Raw genomic sequence first — 15,724 nt, 5'->3', positions numbered from 1 at the left:
TCACCTTACCATTCAATCTGTTCGACCGGCTGCGGCTGAGGATTCACATCAATGCTTCTGACCTTCGCATCGTTGATTCGAATGATTCGGTCGGCCATTTTGGCAATAGCGGAATTATGGGTGATGACAATCACTGTCGTCTTAAATTCCCGGCACGTGTCCTGCAAAATTTTTAAAATCTGCTTGCCTGTCTCATAATCCAACGCTCCTGTCGGTTCATCACACAGCAGGAGTTTCGGATTTTTGGCCAGTGCCCGGGCAATCGCCACCCGCTGCTGTTCGCCTCCAGATAACTGGGCCGGAAAATTTTGCTTGCAGTTATCAAGTCCGACCAGATTCAAGACCTGATCCACGTCCAGCGCATTCGGCGCCACCTGCGACGCCAATTCAACATTTTCTTTCGCCGTTAAATTGGGAACCAGATTATAAAACTGAAACACAAACCCGACATCCACGCGCCGGTACTGTGTCAGCTGCTTTTGAGAAAATCGGGCAATGTCTGTCTGATCAACAATGATTTCTCCCTCATCACAGCTGTCCATGCCGCCCAAAATATTCAGTACAGTTGATTTGCCGGCGCCGCTGGGACCAAGAATCACAGCAAACTCGCCTTCCTCAATCGTAAAACTGACGCCGTTATTCGCAACAATCACTGTATCCCCCATCTGATAACGTTTATAAACATCCTTCACTTTTACATAACTCATTAGCCATACGCTCGTTTCATCCAAATTTTTTTACACTACCTTCATTTTAGTATAGAATGAAAGATACATCAACGATTCAGAAATGAATTAATCATGAATTATTTTGTTATAATTTTAACATCTCCCATTGCAGGAGCTCTTTTAAATAACAAGGAGGGTGTCATGGCACGCAAAAAGAAAAAAAACAATTATTTCCCCAAACTAAGTCCGCCGATTATGCTGTTCGGTGCGCTCGTCGTTCTGATACTTGGGATGTTCGGTATCCAAACACCTGAATTTATTTCCGACTACTTCAATTCGCCGCAAAGCCAGCCAACCGAGCAGCAGGCACCGGCTAAAAAAAATTCCACAAATCCCGGGCCTCAAGACAATGGCTTGGCTGTGTTTACAGAGGATGAGCTGAAAGATGCCAAACAAGGCTGGATTACTTATCATGAACTGGACGGGCTCGGGCGCGCAACAGGAGCCGACGCGCTGATTAAACAAAAGATGATCAACACAGGGACCTCTGCCAACAGGAATATCCGCCCGCCAGGGTTTATTTCAGGCTTAGAGCCGTATTTCCATTCCCGCGGGCATCTGATCGGCCGGCAGTTCGGTGGCAGCGGCGACGATGAACGCAACCTTGTCACATTGTATCAGAACCCTGTCAACACCCCGTACATGACTGAGTACGAAAACCGGATTCGTCGAGCGGTGGATGCAGGTGAAACAGTCCGCTACCGTGTCACCCCGGTCTATAATGACAAAGATTTGATGCCGGCTGAGGTGCATTTGGAGGCGCAGGGCATAACCGCCGGCACGCAGGTTAATTTCAACGTCACCATCATCAACGAACCTTAGGAAGGACGGCGAGGACATGAGCAGTTTGTTCAACGCTTTAAAAAAGCAGGCAGCAGATACATTGCCGGAGACCTTTCTCCGGCTGCTGGAAGAAAAAGGGATACAGCAAGTTGAGGAGTATTTCTTTTTCCAGACAATGTATAATCAGACAGCCTTTGATCAGGCACTGGCCTACCTGTCATCTGACATCACTCTCACTGCTGAGGCACTGTCGGGCTACACGATAGTCGCCAGAACTGTCGATGGTGATTTTATCGCCGCCGATTCGCAGACGGTGCTGGTAATTCCCCGGACACTTGTCACAGCCGATGTGGAGCAACATCCGCTTTCCGTCTTTGATTTTTTCATTGCTTGGGAAGACGGCAGCCTTCATTCGCAGCTGGTCAGCTGACTGAATAAGGCTGCCAAACCGTTGTCCCAAACCAGAGGAAGCGCTGTCTTTTCGCTTGAAAAATGGCAGAAATATTGTATAATATAAGTGAGGGGTTAGATAAATTCCCTGTGAGAGCAGTTAGAAGAAACCTTCGACGAAGGCGGCTGCTGAACGAAACGCTTCGCAGTTTGGAAGCAGAACAAGAGAATGAGGTGGGAATTTGAAAACTCCTTATCAATTTCATACGGTCTAGCAAGTGACGCTCAACAAGACGGGATAAACAGAACATCGCTGTCCCGCACGACATCTACTGACGGATGGACGTTTATCACTTGCTGGACTGTTTTTTTGTGGCTCTATAATAAATAGGACTGATGAATCAGAAAACTGATTTATTTGTCCTATTTTCTTTGGCACGATAAAAAACATATCATCTTTCTGATATGATTAAGTCACGACAACCCAACACAGAAAGGATGATATGCTTTGTCTCATCATATCAAACAATTACTCAAAATCATAGACCCTGACTTGATTATTTCAACTGTCACACAAGAATCGTATCACGGCAGACAGACTCAGGTCGTTCATGCCAAGCTCTCGCCAGAATGGCAGAGCTGTCCAAACTGTCACTCGAAAGCCATGACTGCAGATAATCAGCACATCCTGGTCAAAAACGGCTCAAAACAAGTGACAGTCAGACTAGGCACCTATCATCACTTACCGCTTGTCAGGAGACTGGCCAAACAGCGTTACTTTTGTCGGAACTGCCACTCTCATTATACGGCCCAAACCTATTTTCTCTCACCTCATTGCTCCATCTCAAAGCAGGTGACGTTTAAAATCATCGATTTGTTGCAGGAGAAACTCTCCTTGACATGTATTGCCAAATTGACTCAGGTTTCAATCACTACGGTCATTCGTGTGCTGAAAAGCTTGGCTGATTATGTCCCTGACCGTTACCATGAACGGTTGCCGGAGGTCTTGATGGTCGATGAGTTTCGATCCCACGCTACGATAGAAGACAGTATGAGCTTTATTTGTGCGGATGGTCAGACGGGGGAATTAGTGGATATTTTTCCGAGTCGTAAGCTGACAGATTTAAAAAAATCTTTTTTACGTTATTCGCTGGATGTCAGGCATACGGTTAAATTCCTCGTGACCGACATGAATGCGCCCTACATCGAGTTAACAAAAAAGGTGTTCCCAAACGCTAAAGTGATCATTGATCGCTTCCATATCGTTCGTCATTTGAACGACGCCTTTAATCAGTTCCGTGTCAGGGAAATGAAGCGATTGAAGGCTGCTGGGTTTACAGAGGAAGCCCGTAAATTGAAATCTCACTGGAAACGATTATTGAAAAACAGGCAGTCAATCAATGTATCCGAGTACAAACGCTGGCAAGGTTTCCGCTCACATCGCTACCCATTGATGACTGAAGGAATCCTGATTGACCGGCTGTTGAGTTATTCTGAACCGTTAAAGAAAGCATATCATGCCTTTCACGCATTAGCCGATGCCTTTCGCAGAAAAGAAGGCACATTCTTTTTCGAATTGTTGACGACCCTTCCTGCAGATCTGGATGATACTTTCCGACAGAAATTGCAAAATTTGCTTCCGTTTAAAGAAGGGATTCTGAATGCGATGATTTATCCTTATTCCAATGGCAAGCTGGAAGCTAAAAACACGCATACTAAGACGTTGAAGCGTATTTCCTATGGATTTAAATCATTCGAAAATATGCGGCTCAGGATTTTCATGATTAATGGGATGATTCAAATTAAATAACTAAAAAAGATGCTGATCAGGAGACAATTGTCCTTGATCAACATCTTCGATTTAATCGTCATCAGTCCTACTTGACAAAGAGCCGTTTTTTTGTCCAACCGGCAGCTCTTTTCCACAAATCCACAGAGTTATCCACAATATATAGTGCTGTTCGTTTTTTGTTCCCGCTATATTTTGTTACCACCGAGTTGAAATGGTAACCTCCTTAACCAAAAAACGGTTGCATGACATTGAGACTAAAGTCTGATGCCGCAGTCTCCTGCACTATGCTATAGTTAAAATAACCTATATTAAACAAAACGATTAAGGAGGTTGGCAACATGAACACACCGCTGCGGCGCAAATCACTGCTGATTGAATTCGCTTTCTTGCTGATTGTTATCATCGCCCCCATCAGGCCGATTAGCGAGGCAGCCAACCAGTTTGGCAGCATTGCACACATCATCAGCATTCTTTTCTTAGTAATAGTCTTTGGCGCCGGCTGGTGGCTCAGCAGCAAGCTGCCGAATGTCGGTCTGATATATCTTGCTTTCTGGGAACATATGTTGACGTTCGGCGCGTGTCTGATTCCTGTTACCTACTTTATGCTGACCGGGGTCAACCCTGTCAGCCTGCTGATTACATTCTTTGCCGCCGTGATGGCTGTGGCGTGTACCTTAAAAGATATCCAGCTTTTGACAAAAGGGCGTTTGACCTTCAACTGAAAAAAACTGCGGCTTGCATAACACCAAGCCGCAGTTTTTTTGTGCTGTCTTTAAATCGCCCCGCTACCGGTTGACACCGACTGCTTTTTCCGGCTGAGTTTTTGCCGGTACAACGCCTCTTCATCTTCGCTGCAGTAAACAAAATGACCGTCGGCAATCTCCCGTAAAGACTGAACTTTGCCAGTCTGCTCCTGCGGCGCGTAAACCATCCGCTGCCGATGACGCTCGTAGTTCGGGTCAGGCAGAGGAATTGCCGACAGCAAACTTTCCGTGTAGGGATGAACCCCGTATGTGTAGATGTCCGCAGCGGTTCCGACTTCGACCAGTTTGCCGTAATACATGACCCCAATACGGTCGCTGATATGTTTGACCATCGACAAATCATGAGCAATAAAGAGATACGTCAGTTTTTTAGTTTGCTGCAACTCTTGCAGCAAGTTGACAACTTGTGCTTGAATAGAGACATCCAGCGCAGAAATCGGTTCGTCGCAAATAATGAACCGCGGCTTGACCGCCAGTGCCCGGGCAATGCCGATCCGCTGGCGCTGGCCGCCGGAAAACTCGTGGGGATAGCGGGTACTGTGCGACTGGTCCAAGCCCACCGTTTTCAACAGCTCATTGACCTGCTCGTTCCTGCTTGCCTCGCTGTCTGCCAAGCCGTGAATATCAATTCCTTCGGCAATAATGTCTTTTACTTTCATTCTCGGGTTCAAAGATGCATACGGGTCCTGATAAATCATTTGTACTGCCTGCCTGAATGTTTTCAGTTCAGCTTGCCCTTTGATGCTGCTGATGTCTTCGCCATCAAAGATAATCCGGCCGGCAGTCGGCTCATACAAGCGGATAATGCTGCGGCCGGTCGTCGACTTGCCGCAACCCGATTCGCCCACCAGTCCGAAAGTTTCTCCTTCATAAATGTGGAAGCTGATGTCATCCACAGCTCTGACTTCATCCGCTCTGCCGACATTGAAATATTGCTTCAGATGTGTGACTTCAAGTATTTTTCGCGGTGTTTCTCCATCTTTCATCGTTTCGGCTCCTTTGCTTCTAGCTGTTACTGCCTCTCCAAAAACTGTTTCTGCCGCCTTTGAATCTCCAGCGGCGGTTCGACTTTTGGCGCGCCGGGTGCAAGCAGCCATGTGGCGGCTTGATGTGTCGGCGACACGTCAAAAAATGGCGGCGCTTGCCGGGTGTCAATCTTCATGGCATACGCGTTTCTCGGATAAAAAGCGTCACCGCTGGGCGGATCAAGCAAATCCGGCGGCGAGCCGGGGATAGCATACAACTTGCTGCCTTTCGTATCCAATGTCGGCATGGAGCTCAGCAATCCCCACGTATACGGGTGCTGCGGATTATAAAAAATGTCGTCCGCCGTCCCGATTTCAACAATCCTGCCGCCGTACATGACTGCCACACGATCGGCAACATTTGCCACAACGCCCAAATCATGGGTAATAAAAATAATGGATGTGCTGATTTTCCGTTGAATTTCCTTCATCAGCCCAATGATTTGCGCTTGAATCGTGACATCCAGTGCCGTCGTCGGCTCGTCTGCTATCAAAATTTCCGGATAACAAATCAGCGCGATGGCAATAACAATCCGCTGGCGCTGACCGCCGGAAAACTGATGGGGATAATGTTTCAACCGGTCTGCCGCATTTGGAATCCCCACCAGCTGCAGCAAACTGAGCGCCCGTTCCAGAGCCTCTTTTTTACTGATTTTTTTATGCTTTCTTAACGACTCGGCCACCTGATTGCCGATTGTCATTGTCGGGTCCAGGGAGGTCATCGGGTCCTGAAAAATCATCGCGATGTCTTTGCCGCGAATCAACTGCATCTCTTTCTCCGTTTTCTTTACCAAATCCGAATTCTTAAACAAAATTTCCCCCTGATCGATTGTCGCATTATTCGCCAATAATTTCATGATGCTGCGTGTCGTCACAGACTTGCCTGAACCTGATTCGCCGACAATCGCCAGTGTTTCGCCTTTGTATAAGTCAAAGCTGACGCCGCGGATGGCATGCACCTTGCCCGCAAACGTCTCAAATGAAATCGCCAGCTCCTTAACTTCCAATACTTTTTCCATCTCGTCACCTGCCCTAATCTTTCATTTTCGGATCAAACGCATCGCGCATGCCGTCTGCCAGCAAATTAAAACAAATCATCACGGCTGACAGCGTGACGGCCGGCACCCACATTAAATGAGGGAGAAAACGAAATGTTTTGTACCCTTCGCTCAGCATGATGCCTAGTGAGGATACCGGCGGCGTCAGCCCCAGCCCGATAAAGCTCAAAAAAGCTTCAAAAAATATCGCCGACGGGATGCTGAACATCATCTGAACGATGACGACACTTGAAATATTCGGCAGAACATGTTTCACGGCGATTTGCCATTGCGGGGCACCTAGGGTCATGGCCGCCAACACAAATTCCTGATCTTTGACTTTCAATGTCTGTGCCCGGACGACCCGGGCCATGGTAATCCAGCCGGTCACAATCATCGCCAAAATAATGGTTTTCATTCCGGGCTTGAAGATGGTCAGAAACAAAATCATAACGACAAGATTGGGGACTCCTGACAATACTTCCAGTATCCGCTGCATGATATTGTCTGTCCGCCCGCCTTTCAGCCCTGAAAACAGTCCGTAGACCAACCCGATCGTCACATCCAGCAACGCCGCCGCAAAAGCAATAATCAGTGAGGACCTGGTCCCCATCAGCAGGCGCGACAGGACATCCCGTCCCAGTCCGTCAGTTCCTAAAAAGAAATGAACGTCGGCCGGCACCTTTGCCTGTGCATATTTGTCAACGACCTGCTGGCCGACTTTGGCCGTCCCGTTGAACCCGTTGATTGACACGCCCGGAATTTTCGGCGGCAAATTGACATAGGAAATATTTTGTTTGGTCGGGTCATGGGGTGTCAGCCAGATGGAGCCGAAAGCCAACACGGCGATTACCGACAAAACAGCCAGCGACACAACGGCCCCTTTGTTCTTTCTCAGCCGCCGCCACGAATCTTGTAAAAAATTCAGTGAAGGCGCGGCGATTTTTTCCCGTTCGCTGCTTTGGCTGACGTCAATCCTCTCGAAACTGTCTTCTGGCAAATGGTGTCTATCTGCATGTGTCATCTTTATGTCCGCCCCCTTCCTGCAACCCGGATTCGCGGATCAATAATGCCGTAGAGCAAATCCACAGCCAAAATAACAATCACCAGCATCGTTGAAAACAAAATCGTCACGGCCATGATGGTAGAAAAGTCCTTGGTCATGATGGACTTGACGAATTGTTCGCCGATTCCCGGTATCGCAAAGATATTTTCAACAACCAGCGAACCGGTCATCAAAGACACAGCCAGCGGTCCCAAAAGCGTCACCAGCGGAATCAGACTATTCCGCAACCCATGCCGCAGTGCGACTTGCCAGCGGCTCAATCCTTTGGCCCGGGCCAGCTCAATGTAATCGCTGCTGAGGACTTCCACCATTTCTGTCCTGATAAAACGGGCGGAATCGGCCAGCGGCGACATGGACAGTGCAATGGTCGGCAAAATCGTATACTCAAACCCGTTCCATAGAGCAATCGGCAACACTTTCAATTTGACCGCGAAAACGTATTGCAAAAGGACGGCAAAGACAAAGTTGGGAATGGACCGCCCCAGTATCGCTACCAGCGTTGACGCGGTGTCCAGCCAGGTATTCTGTTTCATGGCCGCGATAATTCCCAACACAATGCCGGTTAGGGTCCCGAACGCGATGGCCTGCACGCCAAGCTGAATCGACGGACCAATACGTTTGCTCAACAGCTGCGCCACTGGCTGGTTTTTAAATTGGAACGAGGTGCCGAAGTCCCCTTGCAGCAAATTGGTCATGTAGATGATATATTGCTCCGGCACAGACTTGTCCAGACCCGCTTGTTTATTTAAAATTTCAATTTGTTCCGGTGTCAGCTTTTCCTGATTGGCGTAAGGCGAACCGGGCAAAAATTTCATCAGAAAAAAAGTGATCGTGGCAATCAGCCACAAAGTGATGAGCATGAAGAAGACCCGCTTTAAAAAATAAGCCGAAAAATTCCTCATTTAAATTCCTCCATTCTCATATTTTTTTTGACAATCGCGTGTGATTTTTATACAGTTAACTTACTTTAAAAAGAAACGGACTGAGTCTATGAAACGTTATCAAAGAGTCGGCTTGTCTTTTGCCGTTATCAGCTGCGGCGTCATCGGCTGGCATCGCTTCATCGCCCGTGATCTGACCGTTAGTACGCTAGCCGACAGTTTTTTTCTGATTGCTCTCGTCTATGTCATGATTTTTGCATTTATCGCAGTTTTATCATCGGGCTTTTTTGATGCCTTTCAGCACAGCATCAAGCAGGCTTTAAAACGCAGCAAACAAGCCGAGCCGCCCGAGTATCTACCGCTCTCGCAAGTCTTTTCTGCAAAAGGGTATTATTTCTTATTGACTGGTCTGGTTTTTTTAGGCTTTTCCTTGTTTTTCCTGCTGATTTAACGGAAAAAACCTATAACTTTTTTAAGAGTTATAGGTTTTTATCAGTCAACTCTACTCTACATATGCCCATTTATAATCATAGTGCGCACCGGCCGGATGAATGGCGATATCTCTGATGTTGGATTTGCGCAAGTGGGCTTCCGCCTTTTGGTACAAAGGCACAACACCCATCTTCTCCAGCAGCAGCTTTTCTGCTTCCACCAAATCACGCCAGCGTGCGGCAGGGTCTGCCACATTTGTGGTGGCTGAACTCTCTACCAGCTTATCGTACGCTTCGTCGCTGAATTTCCCGCGATTGTACGCGTTGTTTGTCGTAAATAACTCGGAGAAGGTCACCGGATCGGTGTAATCGGCGCTCCAGCCGCCCAGTACCATGTCGAATTCGCCTTGATTGCTCCGCTCCAGCCTCACCGCAAACGGCACCGGCGTGACTGTCACCTTGATACCTGACAGATTTTCCTCCAATGTGCCTTGCAGATACTCCACGACTTTCTTGGAAGAATCCGTATCAGATGACAAAATATCAAGTGTTTCAGGTACCTTGCCGCCCAGCTCCTGTTTGGCTTTCTCCCAGTATTCCTTGGCCTGACCGGCGTCGTAAGCGAGACTGCTGCCGGCATCTTCGGTAAAATCTTTGCCGGTTTCCGGATTTTTAGACATGTCGGCAGGAACCAGTCCTTTCGCCGCTACGGACCCGTCGCCTAAAATTTGTGCGGCGAGTCTGTCCCTGTCAATCGAATAGGAAATCGCCTTGCGCAGATTCTCGTTTCTGAATGCGGAATCTTCAGCCCGCTGGTTCAATTCCAAATAGAAAGTTGAGGCCAGCTTTTCGATGACCATTTCCGGGTCGTCTGCCCGCTGCTGTGCCAATTCGCCGGTCAAAATCGCGTCATGCACCTGACCGTCATCAAAGAGGTTCATCCCCGTTGACGCATCTTTCACCACTTTGACATCAATACGGTCCAGCTTCACATTCTCGGCGTCCCAGTAAGACTCATTTTTAACGTATGCCCATTCGGTGTCAGTGCCCGGTCCGTCAAAATCAGCCAGGACAAACGGTCCGTTGTACACTGCTTTTTCGCTGGTCGTCGCAAATTCCTTGCCATGCTCTTCAACGACTTTTTGGTTTTGAGGGAAATACTGTTTAAATGCCAGCAAGTACTTAAAGTACGGGACAGGTTTTTCCAGTGTGATTTCCAGTTCATAGTCGCTGACGGCTTTAATGCCTAATTCACTTTTATCCAGTTCGCCGGCCGTGATTTTGTCCGCATTTTTGACCGGTGAAAAAATCGAGGCATATTCCGATTCTGTGGCCGGATCCACCGTGCGCTGCCAAGCAAAGACATAGTCTTTGGCTGTTACAGGGTCGCCGTTGGACCATTTGCTTTCTTCACGCAGTTTCAATTTATACACTTTGCCGTCTTCGCTGACCTCTGCAAAGTCTGCCGCGCCGGCCGGTTCAGGTTCGTTTTCAAGATTTAGGCGGTACAATCCTTCATACGTATTAGTCAATGCCCGCGCGCCGATCACATCTGTTGCCAGCGACGGGTCCGCAGACGGCATTTCCTGCTGCTCGATGACAGTAAAGGTCTGTTCTGATTTACCGTTTCCGCCTTTGCCGCCGGTTTTTTTATCTGTATCGCCACCGCCTCCGCAAGCAGCCAAACTTAAGACAGCCGCTGAAATTAAACCTGCATATGTTACTTTTTGCCATTTCATACCTGTTTCCCCCTTTTAACAAAATGATAAAACGATTAGATTTCACAAAGTATATGGTTATGATTCTATAGAGATTATTTCATGAAGGCAATCTTTTTTTCTGCGCCCGCAAAAAAAATAAACATGTTTTTTTTGCATCTTCAGTCGATTTTCCTGCCATGACTGAAACTAAAACAGCCGGCCGTCAAAATGAGGAATGAAACATCTCTCATTTTGACGGCCGGCTCAGACAATTTTGTCTTTTTATCGTCCGTTTTTTTATAATGAAAATAATGGTGTGGCACTCTCTGGGCTCGTGTCATGAACCTGTACTTGCCGTTCGGGATCGATGTCGTGTTCCTTCAGTGTTGACACCATCGTCATGTGGGCAAGCTCTATCAAGTTGTTCTCTTTGCTCAAATGGCCCAAGTAAATCGCTTTGGTCCGGCTGCCGATGACATCTGTGGCAACCAGCGCACCGTCCTCATTGGACAGATGCCCGCGGTCGCCGAGTATCCGCTGCTTTAAGCTCCACGGATAGGCGCCCATGCGCAGCATGTTCAAATCATGATTACTTTCCAGCAAGTAAGCATCAGCATTTTGGATGATCCCTCTGATCCGGTCGCTGCAATAGCCGGTATCCGTCAGCATGACGAAACTGCGGCCATCTTTGTGAAACCGGTAAAACTGCGGGTCGGCCGCATCGTGCGATACGCCGAAACTTTCAATATCCAAATCACCCAATGTCAGCGTCTGACCCATGCCGAACACAAATTTTTGTTCGGTTTTCACCGTCCCGATCATCGTATCCATGGCCTGCCATGTTTTCTCATTTGCATAGACGTCCAAGTGATACTTCCGCGCCAGCACACCGACACCGTGAATATGGTCGCGGTGTTCATGTGTCACTAGAATCGCATCTAAATCTTGGGGCGACCGGTCGATTTCACTCATTAACTGTGTGATTTTTTTGCCGCTTAAACCGGCGTCTACCAGAATCCTTTTTTGCGGTGATTCAATATAGAGAGAATTTCCCGTGCTGCCGCTTGCCAGTATACTTACTTTAAACCCTTGATTTTCCACGAAAAAAACTCTTCCTTCCTAGTCCACTGATTAATATACAGCTCTCATTATACGTCATTCCCGTCAGTTTTTCACTTCAGAAATATTACTGGTTAAAACCGCGCCCGAGATGGCGTTCACCCGTTCAATCTGCACGTGGTCTTTGTCATCTGTGACGGCCACGAACCACGCCGGGATGTACACATTCTTTCCGCGCACAGTAAACATTTGCGTGTAGGCCAACTGAGACCACTCGATTTTCGAAGCGCTCGGCAGACGGTTGTTCGTGTACAAGCTGACGATGGCTTCCTTTTCAGAAATCAGCGATTGCTTTTCTCTTAGCGGTTCGATGTTTTTCAAATATGTCTGCTGGTAACCGGCAACACTCAAGGACGTATTGCCGGCATCTTTGACCTCCAGCACCAGCTGGGAAGTGACGTCATTAAAGAGCAGGCCTTCCCATTCCTGAACAAACACATACTGGTGTTCATCCGTGTTTGAATTTATCTTTGAATAATTGTACTCTTGCCCGTGCAGCACCGTATGCCCTTTTTGGATAAACTGCGTCAAAGATGCCACGGTGTCTTTTTTAGACAGACGCTGGTCAGGCAGGCCGACAAAAGTGGCCGTCAATCTGTTTTTTTCAACTGACCAGTTTTGATTCAGCAAGTCGTCTTCGGCCGCTTTGATCAGACTGTCCTGCTCGGCACTCAAGTAATACCCCGTATATTTTTTTTCGGATAACGGGCGCGATAGTTTGATTTTATCCACTTTCAATCTATTTTCAATGCTGGTGGTCACGCCGTTAGCAGCAAGATTGTCAGAGTCCCCTTTGCCGTCTTGATAAACGCTAAACAGAAAGATATTCAGAAAAAGGAATGCCACCAGAAAAATGCCTTCGATTTTTTTAAAGTCCATTTAGCCGGCCACTCCTTCCGACAATTTTTCTTCTATCACCGCTACTGAGTCCCAGATGCCGTCATACTTGACGTACCATGCAGGATTTAAATCGACCACTTGTTTCGTTTCCGTGTTGAGCTGCCATTCATAGCCGATCTGCAAATCATGAATCTTAGTGATGTCGGCTCCGTGGTCAAGCAGTTGCTGCAAGACCGTGCGGGTCGGCTCCAGCCGGACAGTTTCGTCAGACGGGATAGGCACCAGCAGCGTTTCCTCGTTGGTCGTGACAGTCACATTCTGATTTTGCACCGTTACCGACATCCGGCCTTTCGTGTAGTCGCCGAACACCGGGAAGCCCTCAACATAATTTCTGTAAATCACTGTGTTGTCCTGGGCTCCGAAAAAGCGGATATTCCCCAGCACATTGCCGGTACTTTCGACATAATGGAAGCTGCTGTCGTATATATTAGCATCAGCGTCCGCCGTTTCTTTCAACTTCCCGCGGTAATTGATTTCGCCTGTTTCGGCATTTACATTCAAAAATTCGCCTTCTGCATTGGTCAGTTCCACATTTTCCGTATTGCTCTTGGAATAGACTTCCGCCGACTGGTTGAAGAACGCTTCCGTAAAGATGGTGAACGGCTGGACTGTTGCGATGTAGCTGTATTTTTTCAATTGGATGTCTTCATTGACGTAATAAATCTGGCCGACATTCTCGCTGTCAAAATCCACATCGAAAAAGACATTGTCCTCGTCACGGAATTCAGCTGTTATACTCGGGAAGTCTCCCATCATCTTCGTCCGGTAGACAGTCATATCCACATGGTTCAGCAGATACAGATAGTTGTCGGCGATAGAAATCATGACCCCGTCAATCATCACATCATCCTTCAAACTGTCGATATCGGCAATCGGCAGTTCAAACACCTCTTGGTACAGTTTCAGCGGCAGCGGCTGGGGATACGTCAGCTCCACCGCGTGGCGCTGCGTCTTAATCCGCTGAAAAGTCGCTTCGCCGCCGGCTAATTCCTCAAGACGGTCGTAATTGAATTTTTTCAGTTTCTGCTGGATGTTGCTGATCAGCCCTTCCCGGTAACTAAGCGAATCCTGATCGTCGACATGATGGTAAATCAGCTTCGTCGGGAGAAATACTTCACTGCGGCTTTTCTTCTGAACCACTTCTGTCTGGTCTTTTTTAGTTTCCTTGTGCGTCGAATTGGCCGGCTTCGTCCAGATTTTGAACGACAGGAACAAGCTTAACGCAACCATTGCTGCCAGACCATATCGAATGCTGTAATCAAGTAGTCGCCTCATTCCCATATTTCCTCCTCATACGGCTCATACGGAAGTGAAATGAAAAAGGTCGACCCTTTCCCTTCTTCACTTTCCACCCAAATGTTGCCGCCATGTGCCTTCACTGCTTCTTTGGAAATCGCCAGTCCCAACCCTGACCCGCCCATCGCCCGGGAGCGTGCTTTGTCAACGCGGTAAAACCGGTCAAAGACGCGTCCCAAATCTTTTTTAGGGATGCCGAGGCCTTGGTCTGAAATACTGATGATGACATTTTTATGGGTCTCCAGCAGCCGGCAGGTAATGGTGCCGCCGGCGGGTGAATACTTCATGGCATTGTTCAGGATATTGTCCAGCACCTGAATCATGCGGTCCGCATCGATTTCGACCCAGAGGGAACGTTTGGTGAATTCCCGCTTGATGTCATAATTTCTGCCTTCGTTTTTGATAACCATGTCAAACCGGTCAAGCACATAGTTGAACAGTTCATTCAGATTGACCAGTTCGACTTGCAGTGTCATTTTCTGTGTGTCCATCCGCGACAGCTGCAGCAAGTCGTTAATCATCCGAATCATGCGCTCTGTCTCTTCCTGCGTTACCTTTAAAAACTGCGGGGCAACTTCAGGGCTTTGCCAGGCGCCGTCCACCAGCGCTTCAATGTAGCTGCGCATGCTCGTCAGCGGCGTCCGCAGTTCATGCGACACGTTGGAAACAAACTGGCGCCGTTCCTGTTCGGCCTTCGTCTGCTCGGTCACGTCATGCAGCACACACACCAGACCGCTGATGAAGCCCGATTCGCGCCGGATGATGGCAAAATCGGCCCGTAAAATCACCTGGTCGAATTCCGAGGCGGAAAAGTCCAGCAAAATTTCCTCCTGTTCTTCCAGCAGCATGCGGAAACTGTATTCCCCGCGGATATCCAGAAGATCAAGAATCGATTTGCCCAGTGCTTCTTCGTTGGTCGTCTCCAAAAGACTAAGAGCCGTTTCGTTGATGATAATCACATTCCCGCGCCGGTCTGTCCCGATAACGCCGTCGGTCATGTGCGTCAAGACACTGTCCAGACGCCGCCGCTCGGAGTCCATCGTCTCCTGGGCTTCCTCAACCCGGGCGGAAAGCTCATTAAAGGTTTCGCCAAGCTGTCCCAGCTCGTCATTGCCGTGAATCTCCACACGGCCGGTATAGTCGCCTTGCGCTATGCGGCCCGCCTGACGCTTCATTTCGCCAATCGGTTTGGTAATGGTTTTTGACACCAAGAGGACGACTGCCAGAGAAATCCCCACAGACACCATGGAAGCGTAAAAGAATATCAATGTCACGTCGCTGACCTGACTGTAGCGGCTTTCGATGTCGCTCAGCACATAGAGAAAACCGATGACCGTTTCTCCTGTCGGCGAATAAATCGGCCGCCAGTTCCGAAACACCCGGTCACCAGTCTGGGGATTCGTAATTTCCTCGCTCTTCGGTTTTAAATCTGTCAGCAGCCAGTAGTCGCTTTTTTTCCCGACTTCGGTCAGAAGATTGGCGTCGCTGGTCGCCAGAATCGTACCTTTTTCGTCGATAATCCGTGCTTCGATGACATCTGATTTGGCAAAGTCGCTGAGCAGACGATTCAAATTGGTATTGTCTTTTAAATCTTGTTCTTTATACGTGCTTAATTCATTGCTTAGGTTTGTCGCAAGTGTTTCGACTTGTGAAGTCATGTTGATTTCAAATGACTCGATTGTCGAAGACTCCAACTGTCCGATAAAAATCGCACCGATGACCTGAATCGAAATCATCAGCAGCAGGACAAACACAAGTGCGATTTTAAAATTGACAGACTGGTAAAACCTAATTTTTTTGTTCATTCGTGTA

At 48.0% G+C, this 15,724-nt stretch carries 15 protein-coding genes; 5 read left to right on the top strand and 10 right to left on the bottom strand.

What is annotated here, in order from left to right; genetic code table 11:
• Positions 1-5 precede the first annotated feature (5 nt).
• Positions 6-707 (bottom strand): ABC transporter ATP-binding protein, encoded by a 702-nt coding sequence (locus tag CBF27_RS05940; RefSeq protein WP_126813372.1) that lies wholly within the window; start codon positions 705-707, stop codon positions 6-8.
• Between the two features lie 162 nt (positions 708-869).
• Here CBF27_RS05940 and CBF27_RS05935 point away from each other — a divergent pair, with 162 nt between their 5' ends.
• The 4 genes from CBF27_RS05935 to CBF27_RS05920 all read left to right on the top strand — a co-directional run bounded on the left by CBF27_RS05935 (position 870) and on the right by CBF27_RS05920 (position 4,415).
• Positions 870-1,550 carry a DNA/RNA non-specific endonuclease gene (locus CBF27_RS05935; RefSeq protein WP_126813370.1) on the top strand — a complete coding sequence of 227 codons (681 nt, stop codon included), beginning with the start codon at positions 870-872 and terminating at the stop codon, positions 1,548-1,550.
• Positions 1,551-1,566: 16 nt separating this feature from the next.
• Positions 1,567-1,941, top strand: coding sequence for a hypothetical protein (locus CBF27_RS05930; protein WP_126813368.1), 375 nt, complete (start codon positions 1,567-1,569; stop codon positions 1,939-1,941).
• A 468-nt stretch (positions 1,942-2,409) separates the two neighbouring features.
• On the top strand, positions 2,410-3,711 hold the full coding sequence (locus CBF27_RS05925; RefSeq protein WP_126813366.1) for an ISL3 family transposase: 1,302 nt from the start codon (positions 2,410-2,412) through the stop codon (positions 3,709-3,711).
• A 320-nt stretch (positions 3,712-4,031) separates the two neighbouring features.
• Positions 4,032-4,415, top strand: coding sequence for a hypothetical protein (locus CBF27_RS05920; protein WP_126813364.1), 384 nt, complete (start codon positions 4,032-4,034; stop codon positions 4,413-4,415).
• 50 nt (positions 4,416-4,465) lie between these two features.
• Here CBF27_RS05920 and CBF27_RS05915 read toward each other — a convergent pair whose 3' ends face one another.
• The 4 genes from CBF27_RS05915 to opp3b are packed head-to-tail and all read right to left on the bottom strand — an operon-like array spanning position 4,466 to position 8,487.
• The gene (locus CBF27_RS05915; RefSeq protein WP_126813363.1) at positions 4,466-5,443 is read right to left on the bottom strand and encodes an ABC transporter ATP-binding protein; all 978 of its coding nucleotides are present in this window, start codon (positions 5,441-5,443) and stop codon (positions 4,466-4,468) included.
• A 26-nt stretch (positions 5,444-5,469) separates the two neighbouring features.
• The gene (locus CBF27_RS05910; protein ID WP_126813361.1) at positions 5,470-6,501 is read right to left on the bottom strand and encodes an ABC transporter ATP-binding protein; all 1,032 of its coding nucleotides are present in this window, start codon (positions 6,499-6,501) and stop codon (positions 5,470-5,472) included.
• 13 nt (positions 6,502-6,514) lie between these two features.
• Entirely contained in the window at positions 6,515-7,543 is a 1,029-nt protein-coding gene (locus CBF27_RS05905; protein ID WP_126813359.1) for an ABC transporter permease, read from the bottom strand.
• Between the two features lie 2 nt (positions 7,544-7,545).
• Positions 7,546-8,487, bottom strand: a complete 942-nt coding sequence (opp3b, locus tag CBF27_RS05900; RefSeq protein WP_126813357.1) for an oligopeptide ABC transporter permease — start codon at positions 8,485-8,487, stop codon at positions 7,546-7,548.
• An 88-nt stretch (positions 8,488-8,575) separates the two neighbouring features.
• Here opp3b and CBF27_RS05895 point away from each other — a divergent pair, with 88 nt between their 5' ends.
• On the top strand, positions 8,576-8,917 hold the full coding sequence (locus CBF27_RS05895; protein ID WP_126813355.1) for a DUF3899 domain-containing protein: 342 nt from the start codon (positions 8,576-8,578) through the stop codon (positions 8,915-8,917).
• Positions 8,918-8,968: 51 nt separating this feature from the next.
• On the opposite strand, the gene CBF27_RS05890 is transcribed toward CBF27_RS05895, so the two are convergent.
• From CBF27_RS05890 to walK, 5 genes are all read right to left on the bottom strand, one after another.
• Positions 8,969-10,636, bottom strand: a complete 1,668-nt coding sequence (locus tag CBF27_RS05890) for a peptide ABC transporter substrate-binding protein (protein WP_126813354.1) — start codon at positions 10,634-10,636, stop codon at positions 8,969-8,971.
• Positions 10,637-10,894: 258 nt separating this feature from the next.
• Positions 10,895-11,698, bottom strand: coding sequence for an MBL fold metallo-hydrolase (locus CBF27_RS05885; RefSeq protein ID WP_126813353.1), 804 nt, complete (start codon positions 11,696-11,698; stop codon positions 10,895-10,897).
• A gap of 63 nt (positions 11,699-11,761) precedes the next feature.
• Positions 11,762-12,595, bottom strand: coding sequence for a two-component system regulatory protein YycI (locus tag CBF27_RS05880; RefSeq protein WP_126813352.1), 834 nt, complete (start codon positions 12,593-12,595; stop codon positions 11,762-11,764).
• Positions 12,596-13,891 (bottom strand): YycH family regulatory protein, encoded by a 1,296-nt coding sequence (locus CBF27_RS05875; protein WP_170175011.1) that lies wholly within the window; start codon positions 13,889-13,891, stop codon positions 12,596-12,598.
• Entirely contained in the window at positions 13,888-15,717 is a 1,830-nt protein-coding gene (gene walK / locus CBF27_RS05870; RefSeq protein ID WP_126813350.1) for a cell wall metabolism sensor histidine kinase WalK, read from the bottom strand. Before walK ends, CBF27_RS05875 begins: the two co-directional genes overlap by 4 nt.
• Positions 15,718-15,724: the final 7 nt, after the last annotated feature.

This window comes from Vagococcus acidifermentans (genome assembly GCF_003987655.1).
GTDB lineage: Bacteria > Bacillota > Bacilli > Lactobacillales > Vagococcaceae > Vagococcus_B > Vagococcus_B acidifermentans.
This window is presented reverse-complemented; position numbering and strand designations above follow the sequence as displayed.